Raw genomic sequence first — 22090 nt, forward strand, 5'->3', positions numbered from 1 at the left:
GGACTCTAATTTGCTGTTCATTGTTTTTCGTCAACTTTGCTCTCGATCGCTATATCATACATCAATTCAGCAACGCCTTTGAATTAATTGATGGTTTGCAAAGAGTTAGTTCAGTAATCCAATTCATTGATTCTTCCCTTCTAAATTTAGAACCTCTAATTCTTCAAGGATGTGATTTGGTTGAACAATTAAATGGCAAAAAATTTGAAGATTTATCCCTAAGACTTAAGCTGACGATTAAACGCTCATCAGTGCGAACAATAATTATCAAGAGACAAAGTAAATCATTTCTACGATATGCAATGTTTAAACGGTTAAATACAGGTGGAGAAATTCTAGACCCCCAAGAAATTCGTAATTGCTCTGCTAGGATGGTGGGTGAGGATGGCATTCGTTTCTATTCTTTTGTACAAAAAAAGGCTGCTCATCCGGCTTTTGTGAATTGTACAGAAACCCTGGCATCAGTTGAAAAAGAAAAAAAAGGAGATGAAGAACTCGTGCTCAGGTTTTTTGCTGCTAAGAATGCTCAAGATATGTTTAAAGGTAGTGTTCGAGATTGGCTAGATAATTACATGGAAAAAATACTCCTGAAAAAAATCAATTTTAATTATGAAGAAGAAGAAGAATCTTTTAATAAGTTATTTTCATTTCTTAGTAATGCCCTGGGAGAAGGAGCATTTGTGAAATATAAGGGAGATAAATCTATTGGTGGTCTTGCTCCTGCTTATTATGAAGCTATTACAGTAGGGACTTTGAATGTCTTACCTCAAATTAGCCATGTACCGACTGATTTAGTCAAAGAGAAAATAATTGATACAGTTCAGAGTGATAATTTTCGAGAAAATACTGGTTCTGGAGCGAATAAAAAGGATAAGTTAATAGGTAGAATTAATGTGATTAAAGATGCTCTTTTGGAACTGCTCCATGAGTAAATGGTCTCAAGAATTGGAAAATGATTTAAAGTGGAGAGAGGAAGAACTTGTATTACTAAAAAAACAAGTATTTCAAGCCCCTAAAGGTTCTATTATATACCAAGCACTTCTACGTGCTATGTGGGCGATTCTCTATGCACACTACGAAGGTTTCTGCAAATTTGCCTGGGATATATATCTTAAGGAGCTCCAAAACGCAGGTGTCAAGAGAAAAGACTGTCAAGATGCAATAGCTAGGCTATCTCTTCAAAAGAAGTTTAAGGAAATGAGAGGAGATACGTCTCCATTAAAGATGTGGGAATTTGGTCAAATAGGCTTCAATTCACTACTCGAAGAAAATCTAGATTTTGACATTAAACTAGAAACCGAATCAAATCTATGGCCGGCTTTATTTAAGGAAAACACACTCCTAGCTGGTCTTAATTGTACCCTAGTAGATCAATATGAAATCGAGCTTAAAGCATTAGTTAGAAGAAGAAATGATATTGCTCATGGTCAAAAAATGATAATTAAAGACCTTAATGAGTACAAAAAGTATGAGGATGCCGCTTTAGAGGTCATGCACGATTTAGCAGTATCAATCGTTGATTGTCTTGAGAAGAAGCTCTACTTGAAAAATCCCTAAATAGGGCTTGCTGAATAATACCAATTCTCCAAATTTATGCAACAGTAGCCAGAGCTAATAAAATGTAGTTCCATCCGGCTATAGATGCTATTTCTTCTGTTGAAAGTTACCCCAGAAAAGCGCAAACTTTTTCTTTAAGACCATCTAGGTTTTCATAGATTCTCCAACTCAGTTCTTGTTTTATGTGTAACCATATTCTCTCAATTGGATTCAATTCAGGGCTGTATGGTGGTTGAAAAATTAGTAGAATATTATCTGGTATTTTTAGCCTACTACTTTGATGGAACTTTCCATTATCCAATTGGATAACGTTTAAATGATTGGGATATTTGTCTGCTAGTTGATCTAAGAACATTTGAAAGCACATACCATCTAGATGTGAGAACTCTAACCAAAAACTTTCTCCTGTTTGTGGCGCAACTGCACCATATAAATAATAGGCTTTAAAATTCCATTGAACTTTACCTATTGGTTTAACTCCAAAAGCTGTAATTCTTTTCCTGTCAATTGTTTTTAAACCAATTCTTGTTTCATCTTGACACCAATATTTCAGCCCATTTTCTGCTGGTTTTGGGGTTGATCGAGGTCAAGGCAAGAGGAGAAATGATGACCTATTGGCTTTTGGGTCGGCGGGGAGGAATATTAGCCACTAGCACTCGATAGGTGAATAACTGTTAAAATAACGTTAACTAAGGGTTATTTTAACTCAATGTTAACTATTGAATTATCTAGGAGAGAAAACTCCCTATGCTAGCACCTTTCATCCCAACATCTACTCCGAATCTACTGTATTGCACAGGTACAGAATTACGGCTAGACATTCTCAGAAGCCTGAATTTGGCTTACAATATCTGACATTGGCCAATATCCCCAGGATTCTGTAATCTGCTGGTTCTCAATCTTAAATATTTCTAATGCCTCAAATTCTACTTTCACTGCACTGGCAGCCATACCAACAAACTCACCCAAGTGCGTAGCTGTAAAGCGACCTCGAAATACAACTTTGTCATTTTCCTCAATGAGATCGTCAATCACTACTTTGATATCTGGAAAGGCTTTGTGAGTCGCCTTCAGTATCTCAATCGCATCCTCGACGCTTCGCACTTGAGGTAGCCCGTGATCTATATAATTCGGCGCAATATACTTAAATGCAGCTTCGTAATCTTGATGGTTATAAATTTCAAAAAACAGTTTAACTACTTCCTTATTAGTCAGGCTATTCATACAATTTCCTTTCTACTTTGACAGGTAAATCATACACGAACGCTGTTACGCTGTAAACTTGTCTTTTTGAGTTTCCCGAGCGATCGCATACCTTTCTTAACATTTTAAGTAGCCATAGGTTTCACCTACGCTACCAAGGGCGACCAGCATGGATTCGCGACGATCAGTTAAAATGGCAACTCCAGTCGCCTTAGCTATGGGATTTGATGGGGGCAAGCGGATTAAAGGCCGCAAACGCCACCTGATGGTGGACACCTTGGGTTTGGTGCTGATGGTTGCGGAATGTGGGTTATGAGTCAATAAGCCTGTCACTAATCCGCTATCTTGTTTGAGGTTCAGGGGCTTTAATGCTTTTACCATCAAGGTTCCAGAGGCGTTGTCACCCCGTCAAGTGGAATCCATCGCCAGATAGACTTTTGCAGGATGTCTATTAGTTTTAATCAATTAAAATCTCAATGACAAACTCCGTTCCTTCTCCCAGTGCAGAAATACATGTCAGTTTTCCGCCGTGTTTTTCTTCTACAATTTGACGCGCGATCGCCAGTCCTAACCCAGTGCCTTTGCCCACATCTTTAGTGGTAAATAGATGGTCGAAGATACGATTTTTAACCTCTTCTGACATTCCTTTTCCGTTATCGGCGATGGAAATTTTTACCTTTTCATTTTCTACTTTTGTCCGAATAGTGATGTGATTGGGATGGGCTTGAATTTCGGCAAAACTCCGTCCTTGATTCGATTCTTCTAAGGCATCGATCGCATTCGCCAGCAGATTCATAAATACCTGGTTTAATTGTCCCAAATAACATTTTACTTTGGGAATCTTGCCATACTCTTTAATGATTTGAATTTCAGGATGCTTTTCGTTCGCTTTCAGGCGATGGCGTAAAATCATCAAAGTGCTATTGAGTCCTTCGTGGATATTGGCTTCAACTTTATTGGCCGTATCTGCGCGAGAAAAAGTGCGGAGGGAGGTGCTGATGTTTTTGATGCGCTCGCATCCTATTTTCATGGAACTCAACATTTTGGGTAAATCTTCTACTAGATAATCTAAATCTATTTCCTCTGCTTTCTTAATCAATTCTGCTTCCGATGGAGGAAACTTTTCTTGATAGAGGTGCAAATAATCAATTAAGTCTTGGACTCCAGCATGAGCTTCATTAATGTTCCCGGCAATGAAACCAACGGGGTTGTTGATTTCATGGGCAACCCCTGCCACTAGATTACCTAATGCTGACATCTTTTCACTTTGGATCATTTGCATCTGAGTTTGCTGAAGTTCATTCAAAGTCTGCTGCACTTGGTGATAGAGGCGGGCATTTTCCAGAGCGATCGCCGCTTGACTAGAGAGAAAATTCAGCACTAGGAGGCGATCGCGACTAAACACCCCACTGGTTATCCGGTTTTCTAGATACAAAATGCCTACCAAATTGCCCTGATTTAGAATTGGCAAACCCAGCAAACTCTCTGGTTGATGACGATCTAAATAATCGTCAATCACAGGCAGATCGGTTTTGGCGCGATCGATGACAACTGCTGCTAGGGTGTTTTTGACATACTGAATTAATTTAACGGGAACGGTGGGATTGTTCTCTAGGGGTTCCGTTTCCAGGCTAATGTGTTCCCAGGTAGCCATCGCCCGCACTTGCCATTCTTGATCTTGGCAGAGGATCAGTGCACAGCGATCGGCTCCCGAGTTTTGTAACATGGTTTGGGTGACAATTTGCAGCAACTCATCCAGCTCGATCGTGCTGGAGATGACTTGGGAGATTTGCAGTAGCGTTGAAAAATCTAGAGCATGGTTGATGGAGCTGCTTGAGGTACTGTGGTGGTCGAGCGAATGAATGGAGTAGGTGGGATTGGTGAGGGTGGATAAGGTTTCAAAAATAGAGAGCGGTTGGGCGGACTGTTGTAAGATAGGGCGCAGCAGATCGGGATAACGTTTTTCTAGGTCATCGGTTTTCGCTTTGGCTCCCCAGCGGGCGTAATAATAGTAGGCTTCCTGCATATAGCCTGCGGCAACTTTTTCTTTGCCCCAGTCGAGGTAGAATTTAGCGGCGAGTTCGTTTGCTAAGGCTTCTTCGTTGAGGAATTGGTTTTCTTTGGCGAGGGAGATGGCGCGCTCGTAATAGTCGATCGCTTCTAGCTTTTGCCCCAGTACCCGATACCGTTCTGCTTCTACCAAAAGAAACTTATGTTGGTAATTCATGGGGGCATAGTGTCCCCATTTCTTCAGCTTTTTCTGACTCGCCTGAATGCACTTCAAGATTTGCCGGCGTTGTGGAGGCGTTGAAGCCGCGTAAATTGCCAGTTGTGCCAGAGAATCGTAAAAGTAGTGCAGAACCGTTGGAAGCGAGGAAACGCAGTTATCAAAATAGGGTTTAGCAGCGTTTGACTTCTCAATTGCTGCGTCATACTGACCGAACAAATAATGAAGATGCTGCTGGCAAACGTAACTAAAAAATAACCCTGTACGATCGTTCGCCGCCACCTGTGCGGGAATATCTTCAGCAACCCGATAGCTTTCGCCGGACAAGCAACTTGGATCGCTAGAATGACCCAGAAGATTTAAGGTCGCTTGATGGTATATCTGGATGTAAAGAGAGCCGTTTTTTTGGTTGAAAGGAGCGATCGCCGTTATAAAAGAACGAATTGCTGCTTCTGCTTCCGTTAAGTTCTCCCCTGTCCAGTAGCGATTGTAAGAATGAACCAAAGCGGCCCAAGCAGCATATTCTACATCTCCCGTTTCTAAACCGCTCTGGTAAGCTGTTAACAGCGCTGGCATTGTATCTGCGATGCGATCGCGCCAATGGCTGATAAACGTATAAGTCATAAATAGCACTTTCGCTTTCAAATCCGTCGCGTTAAAACGCTCTAGTAATTGCAGAGAAAGTTGTCCAAACTGATAGCCTCCTTCGATATCCATGAGTATGCCGCAGAGGATCAGTCCATACCAAGCATAGCCAAAAGCTGATAGGGCGGTATTGCCGTGCCGTACAGACAAGTTAACCCGCTCAAATACCAGTAGCGGCATCAACTTCGGAGCACAAAGATAGGCAGCAGAAGCAGCACTAGAAAGAATTCGCATCGCTGCCAATTTGTTAGCATCTGTCATATTTGGCAGATTCACAAGCTGTTCCGGTTTCTTGTTACAGAGAATCAACTTAGTTTTGGCTAAACCCAGCAATACTTGAGGCTGAGTCGGGTTTTTGGGAAGCCGAATCCCAAGCTGCCCGAGCACATCAATTGCTGTGTAAACGCCATCCTGGGGCTGGCCTTGGGCAAGGTAAGCGAGGATTTGAATCTCGTAAGCGCTAACTTTGTCGATCAGTTGATTTGCTTGTTGCAAAATCGCAGTAATTAGCTGTTCCATCTGTTCAAATTGGCTGCACAAATACGCTGCTTCGGCTGCCAAATTGTGCAGCGCCAGCGTCAGAGTATATTGTTCTTGCCAGCTATCGGCTGGTAAGCTGCTAATACCTGTATTGACAAATATCAATGCCGCGTCAAAGGCTGCGGCAGCTTTTGCAGTTTTCCCAGCCTGCAAGTTGAGCGAGGCTAATTCATAACGTGCAGTTCGCTCGCAAATCAGCCCGCGGGCAAAGTTGAAATGACCGACAATATCAAAAATCCTTTCCTGACGTTGAGTTTCACTACTTTTTTGGAGCAACTGTTGCCCTATTTTCAGGTGAGTGGCTTGTTTTCTATCTTCTGGAATTAGGGAATAAGCTGCTTGTTGAATGCGATCGTGTAGAAATTTGTAGTTAGGTAATTGATCGGCAGTAGTTGGCAATATATCGGTTTGTTTGCGAGGTTCTTTTCCTTGATAAAACTTGTAAATTTCACTGGTTGGTAAGATGAATCCTTCTTGCAATGATTTCCACAAATCCGCCGCAGTTTCTTCGGGCGACTTCTCGCTGACTACCGCCAATGTATTCAAATCAAACTGCGCTCCAATGCACGCAGCCAACTTCAGCACCTCCTGAGTTTCTGGCGGCAACTTCTGCAATTGCAGCGCCATAAACTCCACCACATCCGAAGTGATAGTTAGGGCTTTGACTTTGGCAATATCACACTGCCACCCCCCTGTTACCCCCCTCTGTCCCCCCTTGGTAAGGGGGGATGAAAGGGGGGTGGGGTTAAACGCAATCAGCCCATCTTCCTGTAGCGATTTGAGAAATTGCGTGGCAAAAAAGGGATTTCCCTTGGTTTTTTGATAAACTAACTCGGTTAATGGCTGAGCCAAAGGTCGATCGCACGAGAGCGTATCTGCTATCAAATCGTTAATATCGGCTTGACTCAGCGGCTGCAAGGTAATAGTATTAACCACTGTTCCTGCTTTTACCATTTCTGCTACCGCCAACATAAATGGATGAACGGGGGATACTTCGTTATCCCGATATGCCCCAATTACCAGCAAATTCTGACTATCTTTTTCGCTCATCAACACTTGCAAAAGCTTCAGGGATGCTGAATCTGACCACTGCAAATCATCCAAAAATATCACTAAGGGATGTTCTTTTGTAGCAAACACAGAGATGAATTTTTGAAACACTAAATTGAAGCGGTTTTCGGCGGCACTTCCTAAAAGTTCAGAGACAGGATGTTGTTTGCCAATAATTCGTTCCAGTTCGGGAATTACTTCTACAATAACTTGACCGTTTTCGCCAACAGCATTCATAATTTTTCTTTGCCATTGCTGTAGCTGATCGTCGCTTTCTGAGAGTAATTGCTCCATCAATTCTCGGAAGGCTTGCACAAAGGCGCTGAAGGGAATGTTGCGTTGAAATTGGTCGTATTTGCCTTTGATGAAATAACCGCGTTGGCGAACTATGGGTTTGTGAACTTCGTTGACTACAACAGTTTTACCAATGCCGGAAAATCCTGCAACTAGCATCATTTCCCTGCGGGATAAATTCGATTCCCCCCAGCCGCCCTTAGTAAGGGGTGAGTCTTCTTTTCCCTCGTTTATCTCGTTTCCATGCTGTTCTTGAGAACCAGATCTAGAGGGGTTTGCTACTCGATCGAATGCTGCTAATAATGCAGCGACTTCGGTTGCTCTGCCGTAGAGTTTTTCGGGTATGATGAACCGATCGCACACATCGCGCCGTCCAATGGCAAAACTCTCAATTTTACCTGTCTCATTGAGTTGCTGCAAACAAGTTTCTAAATCGGCTTTGAACCCTAATGCACTCTGATACCGATTTTCAGCATTTTTAGCCATCAATTTGCTGACAATCTCCGAGAGCATAAGGGGAATTTCGGGATTAATTTCACGTACAGAGGGCGGTTGCTTGGCAATATGACAGTGGATCAATTCCATCGGGTCGCTGGATGAAAATGGCAATTTTCCTGTCAGCAATTCGTAAAAAGTTACACCTAATGAATAAAAGTCTGTGCGGTAGTCAAGCCCGCGATTCATTCTTCCTGTTTGTTCTGGAGATAAATAGCTGAGTGTTCCTTCGAGCACGTTGGGACTCATCAAGGTTTGAGTTTCCCTTGGCAGCAAAGATGCAATACTAAAATCAATGAGTTTGACTTGTTTAGTCTCTGGATTAATTAGAATATTAGCGGGTTTAATATCTTTGTGAATAATGCGCTGGCGGCAAAGTATATCTAATGTATTGGAGAGGTCGATCGCAATTTGGAAAAACTCAACCAGAGATTGCACCATTTTTTCTTTTCCCGCCCATTCCTTCAGAGAAATGCCCCCGAAGTCTTCCACAATCAGCGCATAGCCATTCCGGTAGGGTTCCAAGCTGTAGGTTTGGATGATTCCGGGCAAATTCAGGTTTTTGGCGATCGTGTATTGATTGCGAAAATGCAAGAGTTCGCTGAAGGTGGGATACTCGTTCCGCAAGACTTTGATGGCGACAGGTTTTTGGTCGCAGAGGCGAATTCCGCGATAAACTAAGGTGCGAGTGCCTGAGTAAATTCGATCGAGAATTTGATAGCCAGTTAGTTCTATCATAGCAATAATTATTTTTTTTGTTAAGATATTTTTTCTTACTATTATAATCTAGTGCAAATCAGATTTTACCCAGGTATCAATATTTAAAACTACAACAAATTTCACAGCCCACGGACAGCTAACCGTTAACAGTTAACCGAATTCAGTTAACCGTTAACAATTAACCAAATTCACTTAACCGAATTGATTCTGGCTTTCAAGGCATCTCGCGCTTGTTCTCGATCGTCAAAATGGACTTTTTCTGTACCCAAAATTTGATAATCTTCGTGTCCTTTCCCTGCAATCAGCACGCCATCTCCGGGTTTAGCATCCATAATAGCAGTGCGAATTGCAGCCGCTCGATCGCACATCACGACCGGCTTTACTGTGGGTGGAATTCCTGCTAAAACATCCTCCAAAATGCGATCCGGATTTTCAGTACGCGGATTGTCGGAAGTAACAACAGCTAAATCGGCTAATTCTGCCACGATTTTACCCATGATGGGCCGCTTAGTGCGATCGCGATCGCCACCGCAGCCAAACACGCAAATCATCTGACCCGGAATAAACGGCCGCGACGCCTTCAACAAGTTCTCCAAACTGTCGGGAGTGTGCGCGTAATCGACAATAACGCTAATATCTTGGTCTGGACTAATTTGCACCCGTTCCATCCGTCCCGGAACTCCCGAAAAGTGAGATAATTTCTCCACAATTGCGGACAAATCTAAACCCAATTCTAAAACAGCACCGACAGCAGCCAACATATTTGATAAATTGAACTGACCGACTAAAGGCAAAGAAAAAGCAGTTTCACCCTTCGGAGTGTGCAGCATTCCCTTAACTCCGTTCGGCTGATACTCCAAATCAAAAGCATACAAATCTGCCGTTTTCAGAACAGTGCTGTAACTCCAAACTCTGTCAGATTTGAGGGTCTCAAATATCCGCTGCCCGTAGGGGTCATCAATATTAATTACAGCGCGATTTGCGAGGTAATTCGATCCAAATAAAAGCGATTTAGCCTCAAAATAATCTTCCATATCACGGTGATAATCTAGATGATCTTGAGTCAAGTTTGTAAAGACAGCAACTTCAAAACTACACCCCAAAACTCGCTGCTGTGCTAATGCGTGGGAACTGACTTCCATCACCCCGTGTTTGCATCCGGCTGCTACAGCTTCTGCTAATTGTTTTTGCAGGTCAACCGCAAAGGGTGTGGTGTAAAGTGCAGTTTGTTGGAAGCCCGGCCAGCGAGTGTAAAGCGTGCCAAAAATCGCCGTCGGCAACTGCATTTCATTAAGCAAAAATTCGATTAAATGAGTTGTTGTAGTTTTGCCGTTAGTCCCGGTAACGCCGACAAGTTTTAATTTGCTAGCTGGATTGCCGTAAAAAGCAGTTGCTATTTGACCGCAAACTTGAGCCATATCGGCTGCTGCGATGACGCAATTACCCCCGTCTTCCGAAGGTGTTTTCTCGGCTGCTTGGGTGGAAATTATGGCGGCAAGTGCACCAGATTCGATCGCACTTTGCCAAAAATCTCCCCCATCTACGCGCGTTCCCGGCATTCCCAAAAACAAATCGCCCGCCTGACAAGCGTGGGAATTAGTGGATAAACCCTTGACTTGGGCATTGAGGGCGGGATGTTGCGCATCAAAGGAAATGCTGGGAACTGCTGCTAATAATTCTCTCAATTTCATCTGAAAAACTCCTCGCTTGAATGTCTTGAATATGACTGGCGGAACACATTGTTTGAGCCACCATCTACAGGTTTTTGCTGTGCGCGGTGCAAACCCTAGGTTTTTTTTATGCGCGGTGTAAAACCTATCGGCCTAGATTAAGCTGCACACCGAGCACCCCTAGGTCAGGATTAAAACCTGAGTTTTTGGGTAAATCCTATTATTGTGACGGATCGATTTGCAAATATTTCTGTAACATTTGCTCCAATTGGGCGACACTACAGCGGGGAGAAGGACGGGGTAACAGTTCTTCAGCGGAGAAAGCAGCCTCGCCAGTAGAATTTTTTGGCTGAGGCTGCACTTTAAACAAAACTGGAACTTCGTACTGATAAGCTTGAAACCAGTCATCCTGTTCGGTAATATCTCTGACTTCGAGTTGAAAATTGAGGTTTTCAATCTGTTCGAGTTTTTCTTGCAACCCTTCGCACAAGTGGCATCCGGGTTTGCTGTACAAAATCAATCGCATCATAACAGTAAGATTAAACTCGATCTTAAATTCTGAAATGTCCGATCGCCAGTGGGCGAACTCAACGCGAGTAAGACACAACTCACGGCTTTATTGGTCGCAATGCGCGATCGAAGTTATCTTAGCATTGGCAGCCAACAGATTACCGCGCTTGACTATCTCTTTCTTCTCTTCCTCTGTACCCTCTGCGCCTCTGCGGTGAAAAAATAAATCTAGTTCACCAATGAAAGAGTTAAATTTATTCACATAACCTAATTGTAAACTCAATTTTGACTAATAAATCAATCTTTAGTATAGTATATAAATAGCCCTACATAAAGGAGGCAGTATGGACTGCACCGAATACGCCGAAGCCAAGCGAAAAGCAGCTAAAAAAATTAGCGCCGACATTCGACAACGCTGGAACAATCGCATCGTGACGCGAGGATTGCACTTGATGGGAGAAGCGGGGGCAGTGCAGTATTTGGCTGATTACGGGCGCGGAATTGGTACGGCAAAAGTTATTGGTTTTGCACTGTGTGCGGAGTCGGAAGGATACCCGGAAATGGCGATCGGCTTTTGGAAAAGAGCGTTTGAATTGGAAACCGGAGAAAAGCCGATCGCCCTCAATACTCGAAACAATTCTACCGCCGATATCGCTCCTGCTAAACAATCAACTTCCGACCCAAAAATAGAAACTGTCTACCATCGGATTGTTCCCGAATTGCCGCCGCACTTGCAGCCGGGAAGAATTGTAACCATGCAGCCAGTTGAGGCGCCCAGTGAACGTTTTTATTACATCGAAAACCCCGATTATTGGGGACAGCCCAAGCGCGACGGCAATCGAGTAGTGGTCATTGCGACGCCAGATAAAGTATACTACCAATCGCGATCGACTAACCTGCGGCAACAAGCATCGATTGAGATCGATCGCACATTAATCGACACAGCCGCTAAAATTGGCACCTTTGTTTTAGACGGCGAACTGTATTACAAAAGCTGTACCGGCAGCGAACACCGCACCGGCGCGCAAGCTGCTACAGTTAATATTGAAAGCGGTTTTCCCACAATCCAGCCCAGCGCAATTTATGCCATTTTTAAAAGTTTATTTTTCAAAGGCAATGACCTAACTACCGTGGCAGAATCCGAACGAATTGCAGCGGGAGTTGAAGTTGGCGAAATGCTGGCGAATTTATCCCCAGCCTTTGAAGTTGTACCGACATTTCGCACCACCACCGAAAAAATCGTCCTGGCAAATCAGCAGGAATCTGAAAATAAAGAAGGCGAAGTTTGGGTGTTGCACAACTGCCAGTATGTCGGTGGCAAAGATGTTAAGAAATATCCGATGGTGAGAACTAAATACTGTCAAGAACACGATTTGTTTATTGTGGGCTTGACGGCGACAAAAGTTGCGGGGCGGCCGTTTAGCGCCGTCAAAGTAGCGCAAGAAATTGATGGCAAATTAGTCCCAGTAGGAACCGTGGGAACCGGGTTTAGCGGGGAGGAAATGCAGGAAATTGCCCGACTCTACGAAGCTAACCCCAAAAGTGTCAAAATTAAAGTGCGATCGCAGGGTTTGACGGAAAGCGGCAAACTGTGGCACGCACGATTTCTGGAGTTTTGTTGAATTTGTAGGAAAACGGCACTGCCGTTTCCTTCCCCAAATATGGGAGTTCCAACACATAGTATCAGATAAAATCAGCGGAGTAAACCATCAATGGTTATCAGCAAAAACAATTTCTACATCTCCCCAGAAGACTACCTAGAAGGCGAGCGAGTAAGCCCGATAAAACATGAGTACAGACGGGGACACGTTTATGCAATGACAGGGGCAAAAAAGCCCCATATCATTATTGCTAGTAACTTAGTAAGGCGGCTAGGAAATCATCTTGATGACACCGACTGCATCGTTTTACCATCAGATATCAAAGTCCGACTGGAAGAGGCAAACTGCTATTACTATCCTGACGTAGCTGTGACTTGCGACGAAAGAGATACCTCAACTACTGAAGATTTTATTTTATATCCATCTTTAGTAGTTGAGGTATTGTCGCCCTCAACGGCAGCTTTTGAGAGAGGCGATAAATTTGCAGATTACCAAACTTCTCCGAGTTTGCAGGAATACGTGCTCATAACTCAATCAGAAATCAAAATTGAGTGTTTTCGCGTCAACGCTGAGGGAAATTGGGTTTCTCAGACTTACCGACAAGGAGATGAGTTACAGTTAATGAGTATAGATTTTCGCTGCCCGATCGCACAAGTTTATCAAAAAGTACCCGGCATCATATTGTGATGTATGAAAAAAAACTTTCTTTGGTTCGCAGTCAGGAATGCAAGTCCTTCTTCTGAGGACAGAAGTCCTCACTAGAAACCGAAACGATAGCTAACAAATAGAAAAAACAATGATTAAAATCTTACACCTTTCAGACATTCACATGGGCAGCGGCTTTTCTCACGGCCGGATTAATCCAGAAACCGGTTTAAATACGCGGCTGGAAGACTTCGCGGCGACGCTGAGCAAATGTATGGATAGAGCAATTTCTGAACCCGTAGATTTAGTCATATTCGGCGGCGATGCTTTCCCGGATTCAACGCCACCGCCGTTTGTAAAAGAGGCTTTTGCTTGCCAATTCAGCCGCTTAGTTGACGCCCAAATTCCGACGGTTTTGCTAGTAGGAAATCACGATCAGCATTCTCAGGGACAAGGTGGCGCGAGTTTGGGAATTTACCGGACTTTGGGAATACCTAAGTTTATTGTAGGCGATCGCCTGGACACTCACCTGATTCAAACCCGCAGCGGGCCCGTACAGGTGGTAACATTACCTTGGTTGACTCGATCGACCTTAATGACACGTTCCGAGACTGAAAGCCTGTCTATGGGCGATGTTAACCAATTATTAACCGAAAAACTGACGATCGCAATGGAAGGCGAAATCCGCCGCCTCAACCCCGACATACCAACCGTACTTTTAGCGCACTTAATGGCAGATAAAGCAAGTCTGGGCGCCGAACGTTTTTTAGCAGTTGGCAAAGGTTTTAACATTCCTGTTTCCATGCTAACTCGCCCTTGTTTTGATTACGTTGCTCTCGGCCACGTACACAAACACCAAAATCTCAATGCTTCCAACAATCCGCCCGTAATTTATCCCGGAAGTATCGAACGAGTTGATTTTAGCGAAGAGAAAGAAGATAAAGGTTTTGTGTTAGTTAATTTGGAACGGGGAAAAGCGGAGTGGGAATTTTGCACGTTGCCCGTGCGGGTATTTCAGACTATTAAAGTGAATGTTTCCGAATCGGATCACCCGCAAGCCGAGTTAGTTAAAGCTATTGGCAAGAAGGAAATTAAAGACGCAGTAGTTAGATTAATTTACCAATTGCGATCGGAACAATTAGATTTAATCGACAACGGAGAATTGCACACGCTTCTGGGCGAAGCGCACAGCTACACAATCCAACCGGAATTAGTCAGTCAGCTAGCGAGGCCGCGGTTGCCAGAATTGAATGCTAATAATAGTATAGAACCGTTAGAAGCTTTGAAAACTTATTTAGCAAGTCGTGAAGATTTGAAAGATGTTGCTGAGAGTATGTTAGAGGCGGCGCAGGGTTTGTTGGGAGAGAAAGAGGAGGTTTTGGTCGAATTTTAGGTCAACTGTCGCGCATCTAATTATAAGATGATTTTGCTTCCAAATATTGTGGGGTGGGCAGGATGCCCGCCCTAAAGATACAATTTAACCCCCAAAAACTTCCCCTACCGCCAACCGAGTTCCGTTCGCAAAATCCACCCCAGACTGCACCTTTTTTCCCGCCAACTGTACCTCCCGCAACAATAATAAACCATCACCGGTTTGGACGATCGCCCCCAAGCCCTTCACAACCTTCACAACTTCCCCATTTGCGCCCGATAACTGATCTAAAACAGGCCATTCGCGTTCCAAAACTCTTAAATCTGGCGGTAATTGCAGCCAATATTCCGGCGCGACGGGTACTGTCGCCATCACCTTCAAAGAATTGCCCCGAAAAGTCGTCGTGCAATCCGGGAAAAAGCCCCTAACTTGATTGTGAAGGGCGATCGCACTTTTCGACCAATCCAGCACATAATCTGCACTCTTAATCATCGGCGCATAAGTCGCCTCAGCATCATCTTGAAGAACAGCCTGAACTTCTCCATCCCTCAACCTCACCAAAGTTTCTATCAACAAATCAGCCCCAACTTCCGCCAACCTATCTGCCAAAGAATCAGCATTATCCAACAGTGAAATACCAGCAAAAGCCTTCAATAGCATCGCCCCAGTATCCATGCCAGCATCCATCAGCATAGTAGTAATTCCTGTTGTCTTTTCCCCGTCATAAAGACAGCGCTGAATCGGTGCTGCACCGCGATACTTCGGCAAAATTGAACCGTGAACGTTAACGCAAGCCAAATTAGGAATATCCAGTATTTCTTGAGAAAGAATTTGGCCATAAGCCACCACCACAAAAAAATCACCTTCTGCTTCCCGCAATTTGGCAATTGTTTCCGCATCCTTCTTAATTCGGCGTGGCTGCCAAACCGGGAGACTGTGATTTAAAGCCACATCTTTTACAGGTGAAGGCATCAATTGATTGCCCCTTCCCCGGCGTTTGTCCGGCTGAGTCACCACACCCACAACCTCAAATTCTGGATGACTCAGCAAACTGGATAAAGTAGGAACAGCAAAATCGGGAGTGCCAAAAAAGACAATTTTCATAGATTCTTAGTTATTAGTAAGTAGTCCTCAGTCATTACTGATTAGTTATCAAGTAGGTAATGGCAAAAACCAAACTATATTGTAGAGACTCTTAAACACGTAGGAGCTATGATACAAGCTAGTTTATGAGTGTTTTTACCCACCGAGTTCATGTAATTTTTATTTTGACGATCGAATAATAGTAGTTTGCTCCTAGATTATACACTTCGAGAATAGTTCCGACTTGTGCGATCGGCAAAAAGGATTTCGATTGATACTCAGGTGCAGCCCGACTCGAACGATCCAAAGCAATGGGTTTGATAGACGCAACCACATTTGCATCCGTTCTTCCCAAGTTAACTATAACTGTTCTACACTAAGAATTATCATCTAATCTACCTTTGTCACTGCTAATCTCAATCTTATCATATCTCTCCCAACCAAAAAAACTTCTAATCTCCTGCTTAAACTCAGCCGCAGCTTATTTGCAGACACCGCCGAACAAGAAAAGTTTCTTCATGAAGTCACCAATCTCCAAGCTTTTAATCCTGCTATCTTGTGAGTGCAACGAAAACCAACAGAAAACCCATTTACTGTCGAAGTTGCCGTTTCTTGGGAACCGCAATTTGTAGAGATTAGCCTTAGAATTACAGTCGGTAAAACATTCCTTACATCAAGCAGGACATTACTACTGTCTCGACTTTTCCTCAATTTTTTCCGCCTCAACCTTGTTAACAATATCCCAGTCTATCAAACTAATCTTAGATATGTGCACCGCCCCCGAAGGAAAAAGTATATTTGCTTGGAAAACCTTAAAGCCAGAATTGCTGTTGTGCAACGAAGTCATAGGCAAACGCATAGGAATGCCGATATCGAATTTAAAACCCTGCCAAATTAAACCATCCGTCGCCACTAACGTCGATTCAAAAATACTTACCGAGAAGATACCACCAACTGCTATTTTAGTAATAGTAGATGCTCCTTATACTGGTCAGCTAATCTTAATAAAAGGAGACAAAGCACCCGGATGCTTTCATCATGTCACCATCAACAGCAATGCCAAGCGAAAAAAATTAGCCAATTCTGCTAAAATTGTAGCGCGACCAGGTTATCTTGCATACATGAACTGCACTTATTCAACCGCAGAAAACGAACAAGTCAACGAATGGCTGTTAAGCAAATTCCCAGAATTTGAGCCAGTCACTGTTCCTCCTTTAGAAACATTTCGATCGCACCTGACAGAAATTCCTTGCTATCGGATGTGGCCGCAAGATAAACTAGAAGCAGGATCTTTCACCGTTTTGTTTCAAAACACCTCGGATGGAGAGAGAAATCAGCTACCAGCAGATTTTCGAGATTTAGCTCATTTTACCAACCTCTAACTATCCGCGTGCATCTGCGGTTAAAAAAAACTTCTTCCATTAATCCCGCTAAAAAATGATTTTATCCAAATTATCCAAAACAATTAATATGAAACTAAAACTAGCTTTCGTTATTTTACTGATCGTAAATTTGCTAATATTAAGTGGCTGTCAAAACAGCACTACCCCAACCTCAAGAAACGGCGAACAGATCGAACTTACGCTCTGGCACGGCATCAATCCTCCCCCAAATCGCGACGTATTTCAAACCCTCACAGACCAATTCAACAAAACCCATCCCAACATCCAGGTTAAACCAGTTTATATAGGTCAGCCAGACCAACAACTGCCCAAAATACTAACAGCAATAGTTGGAAATGCACCACCGGATTTGCTTTGGAATGCTGCCACAATTTCAGGAAAACTCGCAGAACTAAATGCAATTGAACCCTTAGAAAACTGGCTCAACAAATCGCCCCGGAAAGCGGAAATCTACCCGGCACTGTTCGAGTCAATGGAACTCGGCGGACACACTTGGTCAGTTCCTCTAGCGACAAACAACGTCGCCATATTTTACCGTCCCAGCTTATTTGCAGCAGCAGGAATCAAAGAAGTGCCGCAGAATTGGGCGCAATTAAAGCAAACAGCCCGATCGCTCACGCAAGACACCAACGGAGACGGCCGCACAGACCAACACGGCATAGTGCTCCCCCTAGGCAAGGGAGAATGGACAGTATTTACCTGGCTGCCATTCATGTTCAGCGCAGGCGGCGAACTCAAAGGCGAAATACCTCAAAGTCCTGTACCCCAAATAGATAATCCCGGTTCTCACGCCGCCTTAGAATTGTGGAGCGACTTGTTAACAGAAGGTTCAGCAATATTGTCAGCACCCGAACGCGGTTACGAACTCGACAACTTCATCGCCGGCAAAGTCGCCATGCAAATCACCGGGCCATGGACGCTAGCACAGTTGCAGCAAAGCGCGATCGACTACGCAGCAATGCCTTTACCGATTCTCAAACGCCCCGCAGCCGTCGTAGGGGGTGAAAACCTATTTTTAATGAAAACCTCACCAGAACGAGAGCGAGCAGCCCTAGTATTCTTAGAATACGTTATAGGTGAAGAATTCCAAACAGCATGGGCATTGGGAACCGGTTATTTGCCCATTAACTTAAAATCGAGACAGAGCCAAGCTTATCAAAGCTTTGTGGAAAAAAACCCTGTTTTGCGAGTATTTTTAGAACAAATGAACTCAGCCAGAGCGCGACCCATTATATCAGGTTACTCCCGCCTGTCAGAAAACCTCGGTCGCGCCATAGAGGCAACCCTTCTGGGCCGCAACCCCCAAGACGCTCTTAAAGAATCTCAAGAGCGTTTGACACTCACCTTAGATATTGCAACAGCCAAAGAGAAATAGACAATAAAAAATATTTTTTGTTGTCTGTAAATTATCCGCTTTCACTGTATTCGAGCGAAAGACTGAAAGTCTCGATTGATTGGTTAAAAATCTAGTGAAAATCACTACCGCCTGCACTTCTAATCAGAAACCGTGTTGCTTGCCCCAAACTGACGTAAAAACAGAGATTTTACGTCGCTTTTATTTGTATTTTAGGTATGGTAGGTATTATCGATCGTGATGCAAGATGTTAGGGTGAATAGAGTTACGATCGCCAGACACAAAAAGACACCCGCTCTCGCTCGGTAATAAATTTTTAACAAAAACCAAAAATTTACAAACCAATTGCTTAGCCATTAGAGATATATTTACAAAAAAGCGATACTCCCGAAATTCATGGGCAGATTTGAGCGAACAAAAAAACCGCTCCCTCAACGGCACTACAAAAAGTTAGCTCAAAAGCTTCTCCCACTACCTACCACCCATGACCTACCATCACCTAATAGAAACATTTTCTCTACCCCGTGCCTGTCCAGTGCCACCTACTGAGATCCCAACAACCGTCCACCTTTTCCCCAAACGACCATGCAGACAAAGTTCCTTAATGCAATCAAAGGACATTCCTGGCGGTACTTCCTCGCAGTAGGCGCGATCGCCCTGGTCTACTATTGGGCGTCGCAATTCGCCATTTCCACCCTCACCCTCAGTTCAGAAATTTACCCGATGTGGCCAGCCGCAGGAATTGCCCAAGTCGCCCTGCTGCTGTTTGGGCGACAACTGTGGCCGGGAATCGCGATCGGAGGCTTCCTGTTCAGCATGAGCGTACCGTCGGCCAACATCGGCACGGCATTGATCTCGGCAGGCGCCAGAACCCTGCAAGCGTGGACGGGAACTTATCTACTCCAGGGCATTAACTTTAGCGCCAGGCTCGATCGGCTCAAAGACGTTTTAGGAATAGTCGGACTAGCAGCCTTGGGATCGACCCTGATCAACTCCACCATCGGCAGCATCGTCGTATGCCTGACCGGTTTATCTAGCTGGAGCAATTTTGGCACGATTTGGGGGACTTGGTGGGTGGGAGACGCTATGGGAATTGTGCTCGTCGCCCCGCTGCTACTGACGTGGCAACAAATGCCCAAAGTCCCCACCCATCGCAAACAGATAGTTGAACGAGCGATTTGGCTGCTGCTGCTGCTAGCACTCGGCTGGCTCGTCTTCTGCTCCCGCACCCGCGCCGCCTACGCCCGCTATCCCCTCGAATACTTACCATTTCCGCTCGTAGTTTGGGCTGCCTTTCGATTCGGTCAGCGCTACACGGCCCTCTCCAACCTCATCCTCTGCGGCTTCGCAATCTGGGGTATCGCCCGAGGCAGCGGCCCCTTCCTCAAACACGCCAGCAGTATCCCCCAAGCACTGTTATCCCTGCAAGCCTTCATCGCCGTCATCGCCGTCACCGGCTTAGTCTTAGCTGCCACCGTCGCCGAACGTCACCAAGCAGAAGCCTCCCTGCGCGCCAGCGAAGCCAGCCTCGCTAACGCCCAACGCATCGCCCAGCTAGGCAACTGGGACTTAGACCGCAACGCCCAGCAATTGCGGTGGTCAGAGGAAATTTACCGCATCTTGGGACAGGAACCGGGAACTTTTGAACCCAGCCTGGAAGCCTTCTTGGAATACGTGCACCCTGAAGACAGAGAATTAGTCAAAACCTCGATCGAAGCCGCTTTATTTCAGCAACAGCCTTACAGCATCGACTACAGGCTCATACTCCCCGACGGCAGCAACCGCACAGTCTACGAACAAGCCGCCGTCACCTCCCTCTACATCACCAGCACCGTCCAAGACATCACAGACAGAAAGCAAGCCGAAGCCGCCCTGCGTTCTTCAGAAGAAAGATTTTCCAAGGCTTTTCACGCCTCCCCAGTCGGCATCAGCATCTGCACCCTCACAGACGGATGCTTCCTCGATGCCAACGAAAGCTTTTTGCGCTCATTAGGCTGGTTGCGGCATGAATTTATCGGCCGCACCGCCAACGACTTAGGAATATTCGTCAATTCAGAAGACGGGGGGCGGCTCGCCCAGATTTTGCAATCACAAAATTCCATCAGCAACCAAGAAATCAAAATTCGCACCAAAGCCGGCGAAGTGCGCGACTGGCTGCTGTCAGTGGAACTCATCCACCTCGGCAACACTCAGTGCGTTTTAATCATGACCACCGACATCACCGAACGCTTGCGTTCCGAAGAATTCCGCCGGGCCGCAGTAGCCGCCGAAGCTGCAAATCGCTCGAAAAGCATTTTTCTCGCCAACATGAGTCACGAACTCAGAACCCCCCTCAACGCCATCATCGGCTACAGCGAGATCCTGCAAGAAGACGCCCGAGACCTCGGTGCCGAAGAGTTCATCGACGACCTCCAGAGAATTAACACGGCCGGTCAGCACCTACTCGCGCTGATTAAAGATATCCTCGACTTGACCAAAATAGAAGCAGGGCGCACCGACTTGCACGTCGAAACATTCACCATTTCAACTCTGGTTGAGCAAGTAGTAACCACGATCGCGCCGATGGCAGACAAAAATAGCAATATCCTAGAAATACAATGCCCCGATGATATTGGCTCGATGCAGACCGACTTGACTAAACTCCGGCAGTCTCTGCTCAACATCCTCAGCAATGCCGCGAAATTTACTTGCTCCGGCGCGATTACCTTCGCCGTTACCCGATCCGTCGAAACCCCCGCCGACGCTGCAAAGAAAGGCAAAAAACTTGGAGCGTATAGAGGAGGTGGCCAAGCTGAAAATAGCTTGTCTCTCTTATCATCCGCTCAAGATTGGATCATTTTTACGGTCAAAGATACCGGCATTGGCATGAGTCCCGAACAGTTAGCAAGAATCTTTGAGCCTTTCACGCAAGCCGATTCTTCAACTACTAAAAAGTACGGCGGCACTGGCTTGGGGCTGACGATTACTAAGAAATTCTGCGAAATGATGGGCGGAGACATTACTGCATTAAGCGAGTTAGATAAAGGTTCTACTTTTACCATTCGGCTGCCAGCTATTTTCACAGACCTTTCGATCTCAACCGAAAAGTCTGACGACTAATATTTTTTTTTACAGTTATTTTCGATGCCTGCAACTTTTGTTTGCCTCTGCGAGTGGCTGATTATTTCGCTAGCAGAGCGGGAGATTTTGCACATAATTACTCACATTATAAACTTAGTTTTTTAGAAGTTTTTATATATAGAAATTTTAGGTTATTAGTAAGGTAATCCCTCCAAATCCTACCCGCATCCTTCTGAGGAAATAATAAATTTCCAAATAATTTAGAATTACTATAGAGGTAGAAGGTTAGGGCGGGTTAGATCACCCTAATTAATTTATGAGTAAATACGAAAAGTGCTGAAATCGTTTCCGCTGGCATGGGAATAATAAATTTTCCTCTCCAGTAGCCGCGTCCGCGATCGTTTTTTGGCGGCAACCTAGTTTTTGAGGCTAAGTTCACTTGATTAATATTCCGAACAGTTTTTCTATAGCCCAATGGCTTATTCTCGCTTGACATTGATTGAATCTGGATCATTCAATCAATGTCATCTCCACCCTGGTCTTGAATTTAATTAGACTTTTTTATGAGCCTTGCCCTGTAAAGCTTGTAGTATCGTTACCCAAACTTTCCTGAGTATTGACTTGATAAGATGATATTATTATTTTTGAGCGTGCTGCCGAC

The 22090-nt window shown here is 44.6% G+C and carries 16 protein-coding genes and 1 pseudogene; 9 read left to right on the forward strand and 8 right to left on the reverse strand.

Annotated elements, in window-relative coordinates:
* Nucleotides 1-932, forward strand: a 932-nt coding sequence (locus QUA23_RS11560; protein WP_333076277.1) for a GmrSD restriction endonuclease domain-containing protein, incomplete at its 5' end; no start/stop codon positions are given.
* Nucleotides 925-1557, forward strand: a complete 633-nt coding sequence (locus QUA23_RS11565; RefSeq protein WP_333076276.1) for an MAE_28990/MAE_18760 family HEPN-like nuclease — start codon at nucleotides 925-927, stop codon at nucleotides 1555-1557. The genes QUA23_RS11560 and QUA23_RS11565, both read left to right, overlap by 8 nt.
* A 106-nt stretch (nucleotides 1558-1663) precedes the next feature.
* Here QUA23_RS11565 and QUA23_RS11570 read toward each other — a convergent pair whose 3' ends face one another.
* Together QUA23_RS11570 and QUA23_RS11575 are read right to left on the reverse strand one after the other, a co-directional pair.
* Nucleotides 1664-2110 (reverse strand): IS630 family transposase, encoded by a 447-nt coding sequence (locus tag QUA23_RS11570; RefSeq protein ID WP_333076280.1) that lies wholly within the window; start codon nucleotides 2108-2110, stop codon nucleotides 1664-1666.
* A gap of 260 nt (nucleotides 2111-2370) precedes the next feature.
* Nucleotides 2371-2781: an ester cyclase gene (locus tag QUA23_RS11575; RefSeq protein WP_333076275.1), complete on the reverse strand. Its 411-nt coding sequence runs from the start codon at nucleotides 2779-2781 to the stop codon at nucleotides 2371-2373.
* Between the two features lie 133 nt (nucleotides 2782-2914).
* Here QUA23_RS11575 and QUA23_RS11580 point away from each other — a divergent pair.
* Nucleotides 2915-3058: pseudogene (locus QUA23_RS11580) on the forward strand (IS5/IS1182 family transposase); the annotation flags it as partial.
* Nucleotides 3059-3217: 159 nt separating this feature from the next.
* Here QUA23_RS11580 and QUA23_RS11585 read toward each other — a convergent pair.
* From QUA23_RS11585 to QUA23_RS11600, 4 genes are all read right to left on the reverse strand, one after another.
* Nucleotides 3218-8749 carry an AAA family ATPase gene (locus QUA23_RS11585; RefSeq protein WP_333076274.1) on the reverse strand — a complete coding sequence of 1844 codons (5532 nt, stop codon included), beginning with the start codon at nucleotides 8747-8749 and terminating at the stop codon, nucleotides 3218-3220.
* Between the two features lie 170 nt (nucleotides 8750-8919).
* The gene (locus QUA23_RS11590) at nucleotides 8920-10422 is read right to left on the reverse strand and encodes a UDP-N-acetylmuramoyl-L-alanyl-D-glutamate--2,6-diaminopimelate ligase (protein WP_333076273.1); all 1503 of its coding nucleotides are present in this window, start codon (nucleotides 10420-10422) and stop codon (nucleotides 8920-8922) included.
* Between the two features lie 199 nt (nucleotides 10423-10621).
* Nucleotides 10622-10927 (reverse strand): glutaredoxin family protein, encoded by a 306-nt coding sequence (locus QUA23_RS11595; RefSeq protein ID WP_333076279.1) that lies wholly within the window; start codon nucleotides 10925-10927, stop codon nucleotides 10622-10624.
* Nucleotides 10928-11017: 90 nt separating this feature from the next.
* Nucleotides 11018-11173 carry a hypothetical protein gene (locus tag QUA23_RS11600; RefSeq protein WP_333076272.1) on the reverse strand — a complete coding sequence of 52 codons (156 nt, stop codon included), beginning with the start codon at nucleotides 11171-11173 and terminating at the stop codon, nucleotides 11018-11020.
* A gap of 82 nt (nucleotides 11174-11255) precedes the next feature.
* Between QUA23_RS11600 and QUA23_RS11605 the strand changes: the two genes are divergently transcribed.
* The 3 genes from QUA23_RS11605 to sbcD all read left to right on the forward strand — a co-directional run bounded on the left by QUA23_RS11605 (nucleotide 11256) and on the right by sbcD (nucleotide 14550).
* Nucleotides 11256-12533 carry an ATP-dependent DNA ligase gene (locus tag QUA23_RS11605; protein ID WP_333076271.1) on the forward strand — a complete coding sequence of 426 codons (1278 nt, stop codon included), beginning with the start codon at nucleotides 11256-11258 and terminating at the stop codon, nucleotides 12531-12533.
* Nucleotides 12534-12623: 90 nt separating this feature from the next.
* The gene (locus tag QUA23_RS11610; protein WP_333076270.1) at nucleotides 12624-13199 is read left to right on the forward strand and encodes a Uma2 family endonuclease; all 576 of its coding nucleotides are present in this window, start codon (nucleotides 12624-12626) and stop codon (nucleotides 13197-13199) included.
* A 109-nt stretch (nucleotides 13200-13308) separates the two neighbouring features.
* Nucleotides 13309-14550: an exonuclease subunit SbcD gene (sbcD, locus tag QUA23_RS11615; RefSeq protein WP_333068052.1), complete on the forward strand. Its 1242-nt coding sequence runs from the start codon at nucleotides 13309-13311 to the stop codon at nucleotides 14548-14550.
* Nucleotides 14551-14634: 84 nt separating this feature from the next.
* Here sbcD and fmt read toward each other — a convergent pair whose 3' ends face one another.
* A complete protein-coding gene (gene fmt, locus QUA23_RS11620; RefSeq protein ID WP_333076269.1) occupies nucleotides 14635-15633 on the reverse strand; it encodes a methionyl-tRNA formyltransferase in 999 nt (332 codons plus the stop codon).
* A 148-nt stretch (nucleotides 15634-15781) separates the two neighbouring features.
* The gene (locus tag QUA23_RS11625) at nucleotides 15782-15946 is read right to left on the reverse strand and encodes a hypothetical protein (protein ID WP_333110375.1); all 165 of its coding nucleotides are present in this window, start codon (nucleotides 15944-15946) and stop codon (nucleotides 15782-15784) included.
* Between the two features lie 433 nt (nucleotides 15947-16379).
* Here QUA23_RS11625 and QUA23_RS11630 point away from each other — a divergent pair, with 433 nt between their 5' ends.
* The 3 genes from QUA23_RS11630 (at nucleotide 16380) to QUA23_RS11640 (ending at nucleotide 21468) form a co-directional block, all read left to right on the forward strand.
* Complete coding sequence (locus QUA23_RS11630; protein ID WP_333076268.1) at nucleotides 16380-16994, forward strand: hypothetical protein; 615 nt, start codon at nucleotides 16380-16382, stop codon at nucleotides 16992-16994.
* Between the two features lie 55 nt (nucleotides 16995-17049).
* Complete coding sequence (locus QUA23_RS11635; RefSeq protein WP_333076267.1) at nucleotides 17050-18390, forward strand: ABC transporter substrate-binding protein; 1341 nt, start codon at nucleotides 17050-17052, stop codon at nucleotides 18388-18390.
* Between the two features lie 564 nt (nucleotides 18391-18954).
* Nucleotides 18955-21468 carry an MASE1 domain-containing protein gene (locus tag QUA23_RS11640; RefSeq protein ID WP_333076266.1) on the forward strand — a complete coding sequence of 838 codons (2514 nt, stop codon included), beginning with the start codon at nucleotides 18955-18957 and terminating at the stop codon, nucleotides 21466-21468.
* The last annotated feature ends 622 nt before the right edge of the window (nucleotides 21469-22090 follow it).

The sequence above is a fragment of the Microcoleus sp. Pol1C5 genome, from assembly GCF_036701115.1.
GTDB lineage: Bacteria > Cyanobacteriota > Cyanobacteriia > Cyanobacteriales > Microcoleaceae > Microcoleus.